This window comes from Paenibacillus oralis (assembly GCF_003863965.1).
GTDB classification, from domain to species: Bacteria; Bacillota; Bacilli; order Paenibacillales; family Paenibacillaceae; genus Fontibacillus; species Fontibacillus oralis.
This window is the reverse complement of record NZ_RRCN01000003.1, coordinates 1-14,379: the sequence shown is the minus strand read 5'-3', so window position 1 is coordinate 14,379 and position 14,379 is coordinate 1. Positions and strand designations below refer to the sequence as shown.

28 protein-coding genes and 1 pseudogene are annotated in these 14,379 nt (G+C 48.0%); 2 read left to right on the top strand and 27 right to left on the bottom strand.

What is annotated here, in order from left to right; translation table 11 throughout:
* The 11 genes from EHV15_RS36235 to EHV15_RS36950 all read right to left on the bottom strand — a co-directional run.
* Positions 1-242: hypothetical protein (locus tag EHV15_RS36235; RefSeq protein WP_148101075.1), on the bottom strand; the 242-nt coding region annotated here is incomplete at its 3' end.
* A 275-nt stretch (positions 243-517) separates the two neighbouring features.
* Positions 518-730 (bottom strand): hypothetical protein, encoded by a 213-nt coding sequence (locus tag EHV15_RS36230; RefSeq protein WP_128636122.1) that lies wholly within the window; start codon positions 728-730, stop codon positions 518-520.
* Positions 731-852: 122 nt separating this feature from the next.
* Entirely contained in the window at positions 853-1,164 is a 312-nt protein-coding gene (locus EHV15_RS36225; RefSeq protein WP_128636121.1) for a hypothetical protein, read from the bottom strand.
* A 1,319-nt stretch (positions 1,165-2,483) separates the two neighbouring features.
* Positions 2,484-2,807 carry a hypothetical protein gene (locus EHV15_RS36220; protein WP_128636120.1) on the bottom strand — a complete coding sequence of 108 codons (324 nt, stop codon included), beginning with the start codon at positions 2,805-2,807 and terminating at the stop codon, positions 2,484-2,486.
* A gap of 27 nt (positions 2,808-2,834) precedes the next feature.
* Positions 2,835-2,972 (bottom strand): hypothetical protein, encoded by a 138-nt coding sequence (locus EHV15_RS36955; RefSeq protein WP_178076144.1) that lies wholly within the window; start codon positions 2,970-2,972, stop codon positions 2,835-2,837.
* Positions 2,973-3,131: 159 nt separating this feature from the next.
* Positions 3,132-3,395 carry a hypothetical protein gene (locus tag EHV15_RS36215; protein ID WP_128636119.1) on the bottom strand — a complete coding sequence of 88 codons (264 nt, stop codon included), beginning with the start codon at positions 3,393-3,395 and terminating at the stop codon, positions 3,132-3,134.
* A gap of 2 nt (positions 3,396-3,397) precedes the next feature.
* Complete coding sequence (locus EHV15_RS36210) at positions 3,398-3,718, bottom strand: hypothetical protein (RefSeq protein WP_128636118.1); 321 nt, start codon at positions 3,716-3,718, stop codon at positions 3,398-3,400.
* Between the two features lie 18 nt (positions 3,719-3,736).
* On the bottom strand, positions 3,737-4,438 hold the full coding sequence (locus EHV15_RS36205) for a zonular occludens toxin domain-containing protein (protein WP_128636117.1): 702 nt from the start codon (positions 4,436-4,438) through the stop codon (positions 3,737-3,739).
* A gap of 3 nt (positions 4,439-4,441) precedes the next feature.
* Positions 4,442-4,795: a hypothetical protein gene (locus tag EHV15_RS36200; protein ID WP_128636116.1), complete on the bottom strand. Its 354-nt coding sequence runs from the start codon at positions 4,793-4,795 to the stop codon at positions 4,442-4,444.
* A gap of 3 nt (positions 4,796-4,798) precedes the next feature.
* On the bottom strand, positions 4,799-5,185 hold the full coding sequence (locus EHV15_RS36195) for a hypothetical protein (protein WP_128636115.1): 387 nt from the start codon (positions 5,183-5,185) through the stop codon (positions 4,799-4,801).
* Positions 5,175-5,312: a hypothetical protein gene (locus EHV15_RS36950; protein WP_178076143.1), complete on the bottom strand. Its 138-nt coding sequence runs from the start codon at positions 5,310-5,312 to the stop codon at positions 5,175-5,177. Before EHV15_RS36950 ends, EHV15_RS36195 begins: the two co-directional genes overlap by 11 nt.
* Positions 5,313-5,363: 51 nt before the next feature.
* Here EHV15_RS36950 and EHV15_RS37095 point away from each other — a divergent pair, with 51 nt between their 5' ends.
* Positions 5,364-5,663: a hypothetical protein gene (locus EHV15_RS37095; protein WP_128636114.1), complete on the top strand. Its 300-nt coding sequence runs from the start codon at positions 5,364-5,366 to the stop codon at positions 5,661-5,663.
* 134 nt (positions 5,664-5,797) lie between these two features.
* Here the strand turns inward: EHV15_RS37095 and EHV15_RS36185 are convergent, their stop codons facing one another.
* The 12 genes from EHV15_RS36185 to EHV15_RS36925 form a co-directional block, all read right to left on the bottom strand.
* The gene (locus EHV15_RS36185; protein WP_128636113.1) at positions 5,798-6,256 is read right to left on the bottom strand and encodes a hypothetical protein; all 459 of its coding nucleotides are present in this window, start codon (positions 6,254-6,256) and stop codon (positions 5,798-5,800) included.
* On the bottom strand, positions 6,253-6,405 hold the full coding sequence (locus EHV15_RS36940) for a hypothetical protein (RefSeq protein ID WP_178076141.1): 153 nt from the start codon (positions 6,403-6,405) through the stop codon (positions 6,253-6,255). Before EHV15_RS36940 ends, EHV15_RS36185 begins: the two co-directional genes overlap by 4 nt.
* Before the next feature lie 8 nt (positions 6,406-6,413).
* Complete coding sequence (locus EHV15_RS36180) at positions 6,414-7,922, bottom strand: fibronectin type III domain-containing protein (protein ID WP_128636112.1); 1,509 nt, start codon at positions 7,920-7,922, stop codon at positions 6,414-6,416.
* Positions 7,915-9,426, bottom strand: a complete 1,512-nt coding sequence (locus EHV15_RS36935; RefSeq protein WP_178076140.1) for a hypothetical protein — start codon at positions 9,424-9,426, stop codon at positions 7,915-7,917. Before EHV15_RS36935 ends, EHV15_RS36180 begins: the two co-directional genes overlap by 8 nt.
* Before the next feature lie 78 nt (positions 9,427-9,504).
* The gene (locus EHV15_RS36165; protein WP_128636109.1) at positions 9,505-9,711 is read right to left on the bottom strand and encodes a hypothetical protein; all 207 of its coding nucleotides are present in this window, start codon (positions 9,709-9,711) and stop codon (positions 9,505-9,507) included.
* A 56-nt stretch (positions 9,712-9,767) separates the two neighbouring features.
* A complete protein-coding gene (locus EHV15_RS36160; protein ID WP_128636108.1) occupies positions 9,768-10,016 on the bottom strand; it encodes a hypothetical protein in 249 nt (82 codons plus the stop codon).
* Between the two features lie 141 nt (positions 10,017-10,157).
* Entirely contained in the window at positions 10,158-10,313 is a 156-nt protein-coding gene (locus EHV15_RS36930; RefSeq protein ID WP_170180074.1) for a hypothetical protein, read from the bottom strand.
* Between the two features lie 117 nt (positions 10,314-10,430).
* Positions 10,431-10,775, bottom strand: coding sequence for a hypothetical protein (locus EHV15_RS36150; protein ID WP_125011019.1), 345 nt, complete (start codon positions 10,773-10,775; stop codon positions 10,431-10,433).
* Between the two features lie 391 nt (positions 10,776-11,166).
* Complete coding sequence (locus EHV15_RS36145) at positions 11,167-11,412, bottom strand: hypothetical protein (protein ID WP_128636107.1); 246 nt, start codon at positions 11,410-11,412, stop codon at positions 11,167-11,169.
* Positions 11,413-11,478: 66 nt separating this feature from the next.
* Positions 11,479-12,039 (bottom strand): MerR family transcriptional regulator, encoded by a 561-nt coding sequence (locus tag EHV15_RS36140; RefSeq protein ID WP_178076139.1) that lies wholly within the window; start codon positions 12,037-12,039, stop codon positions 11,479-11,481.
* A 398-nt stretch (positions 12,040-12,437) separates the two neighbouring features.
* Positions 12,438-13,004, bottom strand: coding sequence for a restriction endonuclease (locus EHV15_RS36135; protein ID WP_246062149.1), 567 nt, complete (start codon positions 13,002-13,004; stop codon positions 12,438-12,440).
* Between the two features lie 201 nt (positions 13,005-13,205).
* Positions 13,206-13,367 carry a hypothetical protein gene (locus EHV15_RS36925; protein WP_178076138.1) on the bottom strand — a complete coding sequence of 54 codons (162 nt, stop codon included), beginning with the start codon at positions 13,365-13,367 and terminating at the stop codon, positions 13,206-13,208.
* Here EHV15_RS36925 and EHV15_RS36130 point away from each other — a divergent pair.
* Positions 13,358-13,552, top strand: coding sequence for a hypothetical protein (locus tag EHV15_RS36130; protein WP_128636105.1), 195 nt, complete (start codon positions 13,358-13,360; stop codon positions 13,550-13,552). The genes EHV15_RS36925 and EHV15_RS36130 overlap by 10 nt on opposite strands.
* Here the strand turns inward: EHV15_RS36130 and EHV15_RS36920 are convergent.
* The 4 genes and pseudogenes from EHV15_RS36920 to EHV15_RS36915 form a co-directional block, all read right to left on the bottom strand.
* Positions 13,533-13,685, bottom strand: coding sequence for a hypothetical protein (locus tag EHV15_RS36920; protein WP_170180071.1), 153 nt, complete (start codon positions 13,683-13,685; stop codon positions 13,533-13,535). The genes EHV15_RS36130 and EHV15_RS36920 overlap by 20 nt on opposite strands.
* On the bottom strand, positions 13,682-13,876 hold the full coding sequence (locus EHV15_RS36125) for a hypothetical protein (protein WP_124333744.1): 195 nt from the start codon (positions 13,874-13,876) through the stop codon (positions 13,682-13,684). The genes EHV15_RS36920 and EHV15_RS36125 overlap by 4 nt, the downstream gene beginning before the upstream one ends.
* Positions 13,873-14,181, bottom strand: coding sequence for a hypothetical protein (locus EHV15_RS36120; RefSeq protein ID WP_128636104.1), 309 nt, complete (start codon positions 14,179-14,181; stop codon positions 13,873-13,875). Before EHV15_RS36120 ends, EHV15_RS36125 begins: the two co-directional genes overlap by 4 nt.
* A pseudogene (locus EHV15_RS36915) lies at positions 14,178-14,379 on the bottom strand (hypothetical protein); the annotation flags it as partial. The gene EHV15_RS36120 and the pseudogene EHV15_RS36915, both read right to left, overlap by 4 nt.

Here is a 14,379-nt window from a genome sequence, read left to right as displayed (position 1 = left end):
CGCAACCCCAAATCTACCTTCACTTCCTGGAAACGGCGTTTCATATCCTCGCCCACATCGAGTGTATTCGCATCCTGATACGCTTTTAAATCGTTTTTTTCCTGCTCGGACTTGCTATGATACACAATAAGCTTTCTAACGGCCTCATGCGGCGTAGTTACGAACAGCTTTCCCTTCAGCTCGTTCAATTCTTCTTTGAGTTCATGCGGAACCCGCATCGTGGTTTCTGCTGCTTGTTTCATGTATACATTTCTCCCTTCAGTCCTGGTTGCTTTAGGTCGTTTTCGTATGCGTTTGAATCCTGGCAGCTGCTCAATTCGTATACATTTTTCGTCCGGATCGCCGCCGATCGGCGCGCCGGTCCATGGCATTGCGTATACATTATTGGTTATCGTTTTGGTTATCGCTGTTGTCGGTTAGTGAGGCATCAATAATAGCATGAAGTCCTGGAGACAAAGCCGCAGCAATCAGGAAAACCAAAATAAAATCGGTACTATTCAGCACATTAACCCGCCTTTCACATGGATATTTGATTATTGACTTCTTCCGCTGCGCTCAAATAACTTTGATGGTCACCCAGCGTAATTTTTCGGCCCTTCATATCGCTATACATGGCCGCGAGATAGGCCAAAGCGTGGGATTCCGTTTTCACGCCCAGTTCCATACGTATCGATTCGATAGCTGCTTTGACAGCCGGAGCCGCCTTAATGTTCTTCCTGGTGTCCTTCATGTTTGCCTCCTTCTAGTTCTCTCACAGAGCTAACAGTGAGGTAATACTCAAATTCCCTGGCTTCATCTTCGGACATTAGTACATCAGTAGGGGAGCCATCCATCCAAAACACTCGATACAATTTACGATCTTCCACGGATAACCATCTCCCTCGCCTGTTCCGGCGTATATCCGCGCCGGGTATAATACCGCTCTTCGTAGTTTTCAAGCCGCCTATCGACCTTCTGCGGCTTCGTCTCCGGCGTCCAGCCCTCCTGAATCGCCCGCCGGAGGAACCCGGCAGGGTTTCGGACGTTCGGCCAGCCGCGCAGGATCAAAAGCAACTCAAAAACTCGCTCCAACTCCTGCCCTTCCAGGAGCTGCCGAACTTCTTCGGTCGGCTCCGCCAGCGTCGCCAGCTTGTAAGCTTGTTCAATAATTTGCGAATTTTCCACGAAATCCCCTCCTGTATCCATAATACACCTTTTTGTATCCAAATGCAAGCCTTTTGTATCCACTTGATTCCTGCGTGTCAGGCTTTGAAAATCGTCGCCGCTGGTGCGGCGTGGTGGCCGGGGTCGGCCACCCGTGGTCGGGCGTCACCCCTTATCGTCTCAAGGGGGCTTGTGGACAACCTTCCCGGCCCCTGCAACTTATCCCCAAGGCGCGTAAGAAGGTAGCCGCGCTGCCGCGCGCCTAGATTAAAAGCATGCTCCCCACGCCCGCCCCTGCGTTTCGTCTGCTCTTGGGTTTGCTGTAGGCAGATGGTGAGCCGGAGAGAGGCGAGCAGACAGCCCCCCACAAAGGGGGAGCTGAAAGCGATTAGGCAGCTTGGAGCCGCCGTCGATCGGGTCGCTTTTAACGGTCATCAGACGCGCCTAGGTCGTGCTTTATCGCGTGGGCCTGTTTAGGGCCTCTCTGACCGCCAGCCTGTCCCACAAGGGACACACGGACGGGGTTAGGGTCGTTGGAGTCACAACGCCCATCTAGGGAGATTGCAGGGGCAATCTACTTGATTCTACGCCCTGACCCTCTGACGGCAACCACCCGCAGACACACCAGGGACAAGTTTTATCCTGGCTCTCTTCGCGGGGGTGGGGACGACTACCCCACAAGCTTTTTGTCGTTTTGGGTGGCATTGAGCGCCCTATATTTGTTTGTAGTACGTGACATACTTGACCTCGGTAAACTCCCCTGTGTGGGAGAAACACCTTGAGCAATACGGCATGTTATCGCTTAATTTCCGTGGCGGATTATCATTCCTCGTGAAGCAATACGGGCATGAATATGTATGCATGGCCTTCTTTTTCTTCTTGCTCCATCTACCTTTCTTTTTCCTTACTCCGTGTGAAGTTTTGAAAGACACAAGCGGCCTCCTTCCGTTTTTGACAATAGGAAATCAAGCCCCTGGACTCCATTTTTTAAAAAATGTGTCGGGGCGAGCCCTTTCCGTTCGTGTATGTAGAACCAAAAAGGCCCTCCCGATCCCCACGACGAGGATACAGGAGGGCCTAACATATGCCTTGAAAACAGGAGAAAAATCCTGTAAAATAAATTCCAAAGCCATTGTTTTAGCGCGCGCCTGTTTCTCCGATGTTGAGGATCGGTTAAGCAGCTTAGGGTTTGGTAGACCCTAGCCGCCGTGAAACGTGGCCTTTTCTTTTGTGTAAGAAAATATTACCACGTATCTAGTAGATTTGGCTAGGGTTTTCTCCCCTAATCTCCCGAATTTTGGCGAACTTTTCTTCTAATCAGAAGATTTGTTCGTATTTTTTTACTTATTTATGTCTACTAATTCCTTCTTTTTCCTGCTAGATAGTAGGTTTGAGAGATACATTATAAGCGCCTCGATCCGGCTCGGCATAAATAAAAGCACGTACATGGCCGGAATCAAGAAAATAGATGCGAAATAATAAAGAAAAACCTTCCTCACATTCAAATTTTCCGGGCTTGCCAAGCTTTTAATTAGGCTGATTTGATCCGGCGTTAGCCTGGATGCCACATCCTTACACATGTGTATACCGTACCATATCCCCGCTGCTACTACTGCCAATTCAGCTATTACCCACATAACTCTTTTCAGTGTCTTCATATTCATGCGTCCCTTTCTCCTTTCTGCATTAGGTTACTTATTTCTAACACCTTTCCCCCAGCAATGAGAGCAAGGTGAAAATCTATTAATGTTTTTTAATCCTGTTAGTAGCGGCATTTCAATAGCGATAACTGATTTGCCCGTTCCTTTGCAGTATTTGCATTTCTTCATAATCTTGTAATCCTCCTTTGTATACGTTTTTGCCAAGACCGGCGCGCTGCAGCTGCATTTTTTGTATACGTTCGACAGCTCCAGGATCTCGTTTTCGTATACGTTCTCCGTACCGATCGGCGTTGGCCAATGCCGCATCTGCCGTCATATTGTATACGTCTATTTTTTCTCACGAACAAACATCCCTCTGGCGTCCGTGCCTGGTTCGATAAACCGCCCTCCGGCTCGCTCATATTTAAGTTCCTGCGTCAGTACATCGGTTTTTATGGTCGTGTGTACCTCTTTGACCTTGGACATGAGCTTGCTATACAGGCCCGAGCTGATTAGATTTGCTCTATAGACCTGGTTCACCTTCAGTTTGAAGCTTTCACATGCCCCCAGCAGCTCCTGGGATGCCGAAATGTTTTTCCCTGACCCTTCCACCTTCACGCCTCCTTGTATTCGATTTCCGCGAAGTATTTCCGCTTCTCTACCTCTGTCAGCTCCTCGAGCGCAGCAACATAAAAAGACTTCTTGCCGATCTGTAGCCGCCGATCCGCAAGCCTCATCTTCCGCTCCCAGTGGAGGCAACGCGCCGGAACGAGCAGCCGCCCGAACATCCTGGCTGTTTCCTCCGCTACGGACACGCTATGCCAGAAATAAAACTCCTGGGACAGCTTCGTATATCTAACTTTGTTGATGCTTGGGAAATGGTATAGTAGCCGCTGCGGATCGTGTTTAAGCTTGCCCTCCGGTATGATCGTCATTTCATCAACCTCCGCACGCTACGCGCCAGCGAAATGAATTGCCGGAGCGTCCGATATGATTGTTTGATTTTTCTTAGCATTTCTATGCCCAAGCCTCCTTAGTGCTTCGTTGTGTACTTGCTCCAATTCGTCCATAAACTTCTCTGCCGCTCGCTCCGTGCGCGGCAACGGGAATCCGCTAACGAATGAATGCGTATCGAATAGATTTAGTTTGTGAATCTGTGAAACCTTGCCGCCCCCCAGGAAACGAGACTGGATCAGTTGCCCCATTGGCCCGTAGGAATCCGCTGTAAAGTTGTAATAGTCAAGTTTGATCCCCTTATTACCCATGGGCCTTACATGGATCAGGATTTCAAGCATTTCCCGTATTCGCGTATCCAGTCGCCGGATGCTTGGCGTCATAAAAATTTGAATGCTCGCCATCTTCCTACAGAACGTTAAAACGTCCGTTGCCAGGGTGTTTTCAAATTTAAGAGATTTCCGGCTATCGAATGATCGGTGAGCCTCGTCCCAGCAAATAATAGAGCCGTGGGCCTCCGCTATTTTAAACCAATCTTCGGATACCCGCATGCGCTCCGCGCCGTATAGATCATAGTTTGCAAACAGCTGCACGGTGCCACCGCGGGCCTCTATGGCGTTTTTGTACAGCCAGGCCATCATTGATCCTACCGTCGTCTTTCCGGCCCCCAAATTGCCCATAATGCCGATTACATGAGGCATGGGTTACTTCCCTCCCTTGACCATCCGGCCATCAGCCATTATGACAGGCTTCGGAGGCTTCGGAATCAATTCTTCAATCGTCCGCAGGAACGTTTCCGTCTTCGAGACGGCGCGCTTATAATCGCCCGTTATGGCCTTTATAATGCCTTGGTATGGGTTTTTGTCCCCGTGTAGCCGCTTGTTTTTCCCCAAGTCCTCCAAAAGCAAAATAGCTCTGATTTGCTCCTCACTTAACGGCGCTGCGTAGTCCGTCATAAATTCCAAGACTTGCTTCACGTCGGAAATGTGCTGCACATTTGGAAACAGATCGTCATTAATTACGGATTGAATTTTGTCGGCGTTGTTCGTGGGATTCATGGCTTACACCGCCTTAAATATGATAATCAGCAATATGGCTGCTGCTATGCCCAACATGATTTTAAAGATTGGCAGCGGCTTTCCTGGGAGCGCTTGTTGGTCTTCAAAATGTGTAATGGACCTCAAAACCGTGCTGCGCTCCAAAGCGGCGATCCGCTGGCAATCCGTCACGTTCTCGACCGTGGTTGGATACAAGAAAATCCGCCCTTTCCGGCCTACATAGCTCCGCACTTCCCCCACGGGAACCGCATAATTCCCCTGGGGCGACTCGGCGTAAACTCTTTCATCGTTAATCGTTACGATAGGCGCTATATCCGCCGTTCCGTCGTCCTTGAAAAGAATCAGCACGTCCTCCGGCTCGTACGGCTCGCGATTATTACTAAACAGCATGCTTTTTACCTCCCGGCTTCTTAATTAGTCTTTTGGTCGCCCATATCCCAGGCAGCACGATAACCGCTACGCCAAGCGTAAAGCCTGACCCTATCGCAAAAAAATAGCTGAATACGCTGCTTTCCATGTTTCTTGTCTCCCTTCTTGGTATACACTCTCCTGGTTGCTTCAGCGATTTTTGTATACGATCACCTGGCAGCTGCTGCGTTGGCCAACGCCGATCGACGCGGTGAACGTATACGAAAACGAGATCCGGACGTCGCAAAATGTATACGATAAATGGATCTGCAGCGCGCCGGCGCCGGCAAATCCGTATACACTACCACCACTGCGCACCGTCTTTAACCGCGAAATACAATCTTACGAACGATTTAACGAGCTGGAGCACGGCCAGCAGCAGGATACTAGCAATCAGCGAGTTTACAACCGCCTGCATCGATGCAGGGAGGTACGAGAAAAATCCAAAATAGTTATTTAGGTTGATCCCGCGCCCCGCTACGGTTCCCACTCTTCCCAGGTATTCGTACCCCATACTCAAGATTTGTAAGGGGGCATCAAATATTGAATCAATAAAGTTCTTTATGGCCGGAGGGAGAAAATAATCATACATGGTTAGTCCCCTCCGTTTCTGATAGAACCGATAATGCGGATCGCCGCGAATCCCGTGGCGAACCAAATGCAAAACATCAGTACATAGGCCAATGTGTCGAGCTGGAAGTAATTCAGGCCGTTTTGCAGCACGTTTTTAAAAATCGGCGTCCATGATCCATCCGACCGGGCGGACGGCGTAAAAGTGAATCCGGCCAGTGTGACGAATATTCCTTTAACAAACATAACCAGTAGCTTCGCAATGCCTAGAAAAAGCTTTAGAAGTGCTATAGCCAGCTCCGCGATCTTGTAGACGACATAAAGCACAAGGGCAATGACGATGAAAATCGGGCGGAGCAGCACCTTAAGAAAATCAAAAAGCGTCTGGAAAAGCTTCCCGAACAGCGAGCCTAAAAATTCAAACAGCCGACGGAATAGCCTCTCCAGGAACGTCCAACAGGCGCTTAAAATGTCCCTGATCATATCTTAAATTCTTTGGCTGCTCGCTTGATCAGACGCACAAGCCCCCCGGCCAAGGCATCCGAAAAAGCAAGGGCTGTGAACACCAGGAGGGCCGGAGCGATAAACATCAGGTTTTTTGTAGCCAGGTCGAAAATTTCAGCAACTACCATTTCCCTTATCAGCTCCTAATCCAATTTTTTGCCCTGGCATAAGCCAGGAGACGAACCACAAGGCCATACAGCACCGGAGAGAAAACCACGGCTAAAATCAAGACGATCCAAGGCATGTAGATTGATATAAAGCCTATAGCCGTTTCGATCATAGGGATCACGCCGATAAAATCAAGGTATTTGCCAGGAACTCCGCCCCCCGGACCACTACCGTTCCCGGGGTTGCTTCCCCCTTCCGATCCGTCTGCAAAGATCGCTTTAACTTCTGCTTTATTTCCGAACGCCCCCGGGATGTACCCCATGGCTTTCGTAATCTTAAACTCTCTAACCTCCGGGCCGACCGTGGCAATCAGCCGAGTATTAAGGTAAATCCTGTAGCCTGTAGCCCCTTCCGTTTCCGTCCAGGTCACAAGCAAATACTCGTTTGTTTCTTCCTGCTCGCTGTCCGTCACCTTTTTGGTGACTGTGATTGTTGCCTCTGCGGGCTCGGATGTTTGGTCGTACACGTTCACGGCCACAAGCTTAAAACGATAGGTATGCTCGGCCTGCGCATTTCTAAAAGTGTAGGTCGTCCCCTGCATCAAAGCCGAATTGAGCTTTCGTTCCTGTGTCCCGGAGGTCACATCGGTCACATACAAGTCATACCCTGCAAAATCTTCATCCGTGCTTTTAGCCCATCTTAAATCAATGCTTGTCCTGTCTGACGAGACTTCCGCCTTAAGGCCCCCAGGCCGAGCCGGAGGCGTAGGGGGCGGAAAATCATATGTCCCTTGGATTTCGTCATAGGCCTTGTCGAATATATCAACCGCCTTAACCGTTACTGTATAGGCCAAATTCCTGTCCAGCTTTTCGAACACAACTGACGTGTTGCTTGTCGTTTGAGATTTGCCGTTAATAGTGACCAAATAATGCTTTAGATTTTTGGCCGGAACAGGCGTCCATGAAGCTCTAAACGATGTGTTGGATACATTTGATAGCTGCAAACTGCTGATTACATACTTTGCCGGGTCTTCCGGCTCGTGTATAACGCCTTCTAGGCTGACTTCGGCTAAATAATGCTCTACATAGAACGATCCGTTTGCCTCTACACTCCACCCGGCCACACCGTTTTTGTTCACATAGATAGTTGTTCCACCAGACCCAGTAAAAGAGGCTATTTGATTGCCTTTGTGATCGTAAAAACGGTAATATAACTCTTTGGTATTGCCACCCTTAGTGCTTACGTAAAACTTGGTAATGTCAATTGTTACGGACCCGTCGGCAGAGAATTTAGACCACACCATACGAGGGTATTTATACGCTTGGTCCTTCCCTAGCGTGACAAAAGTATTTATGTCCCCGTCAGTTAGCTTGTCTGTAACATTGCTCCCCCCGCTGCCGTATCCGCCCACAATCCATGTCGCAATGATAGGGTACTTTGATAGGTCGGCCTTTTCGGCGGCGGCATGCACAAATCCCACGGGAAGAAACAGCACCGCAGCAATTAACCCCACTAACCATTTTTTGATTTCAACCACCCCCTTTCGGTATTGGAATCGGCCCGTCCGTAGCGTCCGGTATAGCGGGGCCACCTCCAGGATCGGCAGGAACCGGAACCGTGGAAGGCGGCGTTTCTGGCGTCGGGTTAGGAACCGGAGGGGCTCCCGTCTCGACTTTTGGTTGTGGCGCCGCTCCGGTATCAATGCTATCCGGCTGCTTAATGCCGTCCGAATTATTTCGCGGATCGCCAGGAATCACCGGAACGCCGACCGGATCGCTTTTTTGGTTCACATTTTCAAGCGGATCGTCGATTCGGAAGGGCTTAGACTCGTCCTTCACTTCAATTTCTGGCCCATTATTAAGTTCAAAAACGATCTTCCCTTTCTTGTACTCATCCGGTACTTTAGGCACTAAATCATCCGTTTCCACGGATGTATCTAGCTGCGGCAAAGGCGTATCGGTCGCCCGCTCAATTTCGCTACGGCTCGGAGGGGAAGGAACATCACCCAGGTAATCGGACAAATGATTGATTGTAGCGTCCCCAATCAGATCGGCGATTTCTTCCCAATCTGGCGGCGGTGGAAATGTGCTGCGGATCATATCGGCCCATTTCCCCAAGTACGTGTCAAACTCCGGGCATTCCAGCGTTTTTTTGATATTTTCACACGCATTGCATTGCCCCGTATCGCCACCACCACCCGGATCGCCTCCCGGATCACCGCCGCCCGGGTCTTCCCCTCCGGGATCAGTTCCCCCACCCGGGTCTTCTCCTCCGGGATCGGTCCCCCCTCCTGGATCGTCTGCTGCTGGAACAGTCATGGTTTTTTCATACAAGACCGTCCCGTCCATTTTCACCGCTTGAAGCTTGTATTTGCCGCCCGCATTTGTTTCAACTGCGAAAACCTTATCATTCGGCACGATTTTATACTTTTGCCCATCCGGTCCGGTGACAACAATTTGGTATGTCCCTGTCGGCCATTTTGTCCAAGTGATTCGGCGCGTTCCATTATTCCAAATCCAATCGACGCCCCCGGAGCTACCGCCGCCATCGTTACCGCCTGAACCACTATCGCCGCCCAAATCCCCATACTTGGTAGGCGGATCAAGATCAAGCGTATAAAGTACGTTCACATTTGCCCCGTAATCAAAAGTTGACAAACTCTTAACCCTGACAAAAGTCTCCGTGTTCGACGTTTTGATTAGCACGATTTTCATCCATTTCGCGTCTTGTTTTTCAAGCGTCACGTTTCCCGGCTGTACGTACTGCGCCGTACCGTCCGGCAGCACCACTTTCAACTTATCCCCGCTCCCCAAACCTTGGGCAGAAATAAAAAAGCTTCTGATGTATGCGTCAGACTCAACCTCGTCGCCATCCTGGGAATCCGATCCATCTTTCTGCTTGAGGTAGTAGTTTCCGGGCTTATTCGCATGAGCATAAAAATAGTTTTTTACCGATACTGTCGCAGCTTCCGCAACGTTTAGAGCAAAAAAGGGAGCCAAAATCAGAAAAAAAATTAAGCTCGTTAATAATTTTTTTCTCATCTTCGCTCCCCCTTATTTAGTTGGAAAAGCCCAGACGAAAAGAGTCTAGGCTTTTCCTGTTTTTTTGTTGGTCGATCATTAAGATTTGACTTGGTTTTTCTTTGCTGCGTGGCCCATCAGACGCATAACCAAGCCATACAGAACCGGCGAGAAGATGACGCCAAGCACAAGCAGGATCCACGGGCCGTAAATCCCCAGGAAGCTGGTCGCCGTAGCAAGCATGTCAGCAACCCCAAAAGGCAACGTAATACCAGAAAAATCAACAGTAACAGCAGCAGGTAACATAAATAAAATTCCTCCTTGAAATTAAATTGTATAGAGAGGGGTTTCCCCCGGACTCATTAGTAATACTTAACTTCCAAATCGTCGTCATCATCATGACGGTGTGAGCGTTCTTGCTCCCGCTTCGCGTTCAGCGGAATGTCTACGATCATATCGATTACCATTCCTACGACAAAAACAGCTGCAACGATCATAAAGGCAGGCATGTTGTATTTCATGAACCACTTCACATAGCCCCAAAACTCAGCCAGTTTTTGGGCGTCCAGCCACGGCCCCGGCAGTCCGGGAGGGATACCCGACCCCATCATGATTTAGCCCTCGATACGGCCCTAATAATGACCCCAATTAGCAAGCCGACCACAACAACGACCACAACAATCATCACGAAAGGTGCAGCTGTAGACATGAAATTTCGAAACATTTGCCAAAAAAAATTCCAGTCCCAAATATCAGAGACGTTCAAATTCGCGCCCCCTCTCGTATTCGCTACGGATGGAGAAAATAGTATCAATGACACCGATCCCGAGCGTAAAAGAGGCCAGCAGCGTGATCAAATCAAAGTTACCAAGCAACCAAATCAGCGCTCCACCTATCAGCGTCGACATTCTGCCACCACCCGGATCAAAAACCTGGAAATCATCGCCGTAACGACCGGAACGGCGAAGGAAAGGCCGATTAATATGCCCGCTGTCTTCGGAGCAAAACTCAAAAACCCCTCCAATTCATCGCCTCCAAACATGATTGAGCAGCCACTTCAACACCTGGAAACTAAGCAGAAGGAATACAGCCGAAGCAATCAGGGCCTCACCAACCGTCACTTTAGATACCAGGACAAAAGATGTTCCGTTAGGCAGCTCGACCAGGGTTTTATGTTGGTCATCTTGGTGCAGGGTGTCTATGATCTTCTGGAGCTGATCCTTATAACCCGTTTGAGGCTGCTCCGGTTCCTCTTGACTAGGCTTATCCGTTCCGCTCTCCGGCAATTCCGAATTTCCGGTTTCAGAAGCTTGAGGGCTTGCCGAAGGTTCCTCGATCGGCGTCACCTCCGTATCTGGATTCTCGTTCAAAAAAAACACCTCCAATAGCAAAAAAACAAAAGGGAGAGGGCAGCCAAACGGCTACACCTCTCCCACGGATCACACGACGAAATAGAAATAACGAACTATTGCACGCAAGCAAAAAATCGTCTATTGTGTGAAAAGGGGATTGAGCGGTGTGGTCGCTCTACCCACGGCCCTATAAGGTGTTGGCGCACCTTGTAGGGCTTTTTGCTATTCGTTTTTGAACTACTTTCAGAATAGCAAAGTTTGGTATTATCTGTCACCGTGCAACGTTTTAGCACTATACAACGCTGCACGGTAACAGATAATTTCCTAAAAAAATATGAGAACATATGATCTAATCAGATGATACGTTCCTATGTAATCTTAAAAAAAAAAGGGAAATATGTCCATAGTTTTATTTTGAATATTTTGAGTTTACAAGCGCTTCTATTACGTGTTTTGGATTTCCTTCCTTTGCAATTTCATCCAGAACTTTTTGCTTAAGGTTTATACTGATTGTTTTGATTACTTCGTCCGGGTCCTTCCTTTTTCCGCCCATGCAACTCCCCATTTCAAACCAATTAAAATCAGCTCCTTTTTTTGTTTTTATTCTTAGCATACAACAAAAAAAGTAGCCAGCAATATGCAAGCTACCTACCAAACTGTATAACACCGTGCAGCGTAGTATAGATATATACATATCTACTTTATTACTCGCCCCCGGCGCTCAATATATCCTCTTTTCCCGCTTTTTCCACGCTAATTCCGGGTCGCTTTGCGGATCAGTTGGCTGTTTATTTCGCTCCCAAAACTTCCAACTTTTCCGCTGTTTCTCTGCAATCATGCGTTTAGTTTCGGTAACTTCGCGCATGATCTGCGTCAAATTCGCATTCTGTTCGGCCATTCTTTCCGCCATCCGTTCGTTTTGCTCAAGTATTTTTGAATTTTGATTGACTAGGTTGTTAATCGTGTTAATCAGTTCATCATATCGAGGATCGTATTGCATTACAGCTTGTCCATTGGTCGGAACTACCGCAGAACTTTCAGCCTGCGTAGCGCGTAAAGTTCTAGCTGTGATAACCTCCGCGCTGTTTTCTACTGTCATCCCGCTACGTTCGCATAACGCCTGCAACTCGCGGAATGCCGTAGCGTCATTTTGAGTATAGACCCGATTTCCGTTATCGTCACGTTGGACGATATACCCGGCCTTTTCTAGTGCAGCAGCATACTTTCGGACTGTGACGGGTTTTACCTTAAGAATCTCGCTTATTTCTTTGGTTCCTAGCATTTCCCGCATCCCTCCCCATATCCACATAATAGCAAAACCTGTCCGCTATGGACAGGCCCGGGGCAAGCCAATATGAAATAAATGTGATATAATGGGGCAAGATATAAAAATGGCTGCGGTACGCCGAACGCACCACAGCCAGACAGGATCAGTGAAAACCACGGCGATCATAGCGAAAAAACCACCGGATCGGGCGGCAACCTATCTCCGGTGGTTTTTCCTTTTACTTCGTGCTTGCTTCCAGTTCCCCCGCAAAGTACACAGCCCAGTAGCAATACTGACCAGCTTCACGGCCACATCCAGAAGTTTAAGCAGAAGTTCAAGGAGTGACACGGCATCACCCCCTTTCAAAGAGGCTATGCCGTGTTTCCCACCGGAACCCTGTCCCTATTATTATATCATTTTTTCTTATCCTTAAGTCTAAGTATCATATTTATCAATTCCTCTCTCCCAATTAATCGCACTTGATTTGACTTCGCCAGTTCATAGGCTGCTGGCGTATAATTACTATTGGTCACTACCCATGCCTCTGAAGCTTTATAATGAGCAATAGACGCCTGCGCTTCCTGTACAGCCTTGATACCGACGTTTTTACTATACCGTTTAGCTTGGACCACGATTCTTTTCCCACCTTTTGAAAGCACCAAATCGGCCCCGTAATCTCCAGACAGTTTAGTAATACTTACCGAATACCCGTACCCTTTAAACAAAAGCCCTAAGTACTGTTCAAACTGTCCACCACTCATTTTATCTATTTCCTTTATCCCCGATCTTTTAAGCTTTTCTTCTTTGATCATGCGAATAATTAATAAAATCATCACAACCAGTAGTAAAACAATTACTCCGGCAGCAACCCCAGCGCCAATTGATTTGGTTTGGTTAAACACCCAAAAAAAAGATGCAAACACAAGCAGTGTCGATAATCCCTCCCCAACACCCGAATCCTTTTTTCTTCTGTTAGCCATATACAAAATACCCCCAAAAATGAATTCCATTTTTTAGGTTATCATCTTTAGGGGCTTACTGTCTTCAGTTATAGGCTTTTAAATCTAGCGGACATATGTACAAAATCCCGGTTTTTGTGAACATGTCCAGCCGCCCGATCCTGAAATTTCGTCATTTTGGACGATGACGGCCGATTTTGCTTCCGTGGAACATTCGATTTTTTAGGGCCAAATCAAAAAGTTGCGATCTTCGTTTTTCTCCGTTTTGCTCTTGTTTTCTTGTGGAGTCATTTCGGCATATAAGAGTTGTCTGAAAACAACAAATAGAGCAGGCAAAAGAAGAACGGCAATTAAAAACACGAGAATACAAAGCAATGTTGCCAATGCGTTCATCTCCTTTAGTGTATACGGAATCGCGGCAGCTGCGCGGCTGGCCAACGCCGATCCGAACAAGGTACGTATACGAAAACGAGATCCGCGGAGCTGCCAACGTATACAAAAAGGCGTTGGCCGGGCGCGCAGCTGCCGCGATTCCGTATACAATCGTTCTTACTCCATATCATCAATAGTCCAGACAGGTTGTTGGTTACCGCAATGCGGACAAACATACATAGGATCATCAAACCGTTCGCCATCTTCTGGATCAAAATCGCCTGCGTGATAAAGCTGCATCTCATAACCGCATTCACAAATGATTTTCAATCCAAACATCTCCCTTCAAGCTCATAGTCCAAAAAATCATTAAGAATGTTCCAGTAAATTTCCCTATCGGTCATGCCCTGTGCCTTGAACAATTCGTAGACGTCCCGATACCCGTCATTCCGTTCGATCAACTTCGCGATTTTCGAACTAATCACTTCGGGCAACTCAAACCCATCCACACCACCGATCATTGCAATCCTCCCATTTCTGGATATTCTTTTCGCCTTGCTTCGTCTTCTTCCGCAAAATATTCTTCATTCGTCTTCCGATTAACCACCGCCACGACAAGGGGGATAATTTCGGAATATTCATAATCGCCCCTAGGTACGTCCGATTCTCTCAAAATTAGCAGCGCACCAGGAATACCAATGGTGTACCACTCGTTCACTTCGTTTAGCAGTTCCTCCGATACTTCGGGCCACTTATAAGATGACAACTGAAACGGCCCTTCCGGACGGCATATTTTTTCCAGTAATTCACGTAACGTCGTTCTCACTTTCCAGCCCCCTTCAATCGCTTATAGGTTTCAAATGCCCCCATCCCAAGTTGCAGGCTTCCCTGATAGTTATCAATCAAAAACTCCAATACCGCGCCGTCCGTCCGCAACCCCAAATCTACCTTCACTTCCTGGAAACGGCGTTTCATATCCTCGCCCACATCGAGTGTATTCGCATCCTGATACGCTTTTAAATCG

What these genes read in the sequence shown, in the direction of transcription:
- EHV15_RS36140 (WP_178076139.1), bottom strand. Translation starts at nt 12,039, where the DNA reads ATGCTAGGAACCAAAGAAATAAGCGAGATTCTTAAGGTAAAACCCGTC.
- EHV15_RS36940 (WP_178076141.1), bottom strand. Translation starts at nt 6,405, where the DNA reads ATGGTAGTTGCTGAAATTTTCGACCTGGCTACAAAAAACCTGATGTTT.
- EHV15_RS36950 (WP_178076143.1), bottom strand. Translation starts at nt 5,312, where the DNA reads ATGGAAAGCAGCGTATTCAGCTATTTTTTTGCGATAGGGTCAGGCTTT.
- EHV15_RS36955 (WP_178076144.1), bottom strand. Translation starts at nt 2,972, where the DNA reads ATGAAGAAATGCAAATACTGCAAAGGAACGGGCAAATCAGTTATCGCT.
- EHV15_RS36130 (WP_128636105.1), top strand. Translation starts at nt 13,358, where the DNA reads ATGTTGCCAATGCGTTCATCTCCTTTAGTGTATACGGAATCGCGGCAG.
- EHV15_RS36195 (WP_128636115.1), bottom strand. Translation starts at nt 5,185, where the DNA reads ATGCTGTTTAGTAATAATCGCGAGCCGTACGAGCCGGAGGACGTGCTG.
- EHV15_RS36185 (WP_128636113.1), bottom strand. Translation starts at nt 6,256, where the DNA reads ATGATCAGGGACATTTTAAGCGCCTGTTGGACGTTCCTGGAGAGGCTA.
- EHV15_RS36230 (WP_128636122.1), bottom strand. Translation starts at nt 730, where the DNA reads ATGAAGGACACCAGGAAGAACATTAAGGCGGCTCCGGCTGTCAAAGCA.
- EHV15_RS36125 (WP_124333744.1), bottom strand. Translation starts at nt 13,876, where the DNA reads ATGATCGGTGGTGTGGATGGGTTTGAGTTGCCCGAAGTGATTAGTTCG.
- EHV15_RS36135 (WP_246062149.1), bottom strand. Translation starts at nt 13,004, where the DNA reads ATGGCTAACAGAAGAAAAAAGGATTCGGGTGTTGGGGAGGGATTATCG.
- EHV15_RS36200 (WP_128636116.1), bottom strand. Translation starts at nt 4,795, where the DNA reads ATGAATCCCACGAACAACGCCGACAAAATTCAATCCGTAATTAATGAC.
- EHV15_RS36160 (WP_128636108.1), bottom strand. Translation starts at nt 10,016, where the DNA reads ATGATGGGGTCGGGTATCCCTCCCGGACTGCCGGGGCCGTGGCTGGAC.
- EHV15_RS36935 (WP_178076140.1), bottom strand. Translation starts at nt 9,426, where the DNA reads ATGAGAAAAAAATTATTAACGAGCTTAATTTTTTTTCTGATTTTGGCT.
- EHV15_RS36220 (WP_128636120.1), bottom strand. Translation starts at nt 2,807, where the DNA reads ATGAATATGAAGACACTGAAAAGAGTTATGTGGGTAATAGCTGAATTG.
- EHV15_RS36210 (WP_128636118.1), bottom strand. Translation starts at nt 3,718, where the DNA reads ATGACGATCATACCGGAGGGCAAGCTTAAACACGATCCGCAGCGGCTA.
- EHV15_RS36930 (WP_170180074.1), bottom strand. Translation starts at nt 10,313, where the DNA reads ATGTCGACGCTGATAGGTGGAGCGCTGATTTGGTTGCTTGGTAACTTT.
- EHV15_RS36205 (WP_128636117.1), bottom strand. Translation starts at nt 4,438, where the DNA reads ATGCCTCATGTAATCGGCATTATGGGCAATTTGGGGGCCGGAAAGACG.
- EHV15_RS36165 (WP_128636109.1), bottom strand. Translation starts at nt 9,711, where the DNA reads ATGTTACCTGCTGCTGTTACTGTTGATTTTTCTGGTATTACGTTGCCT.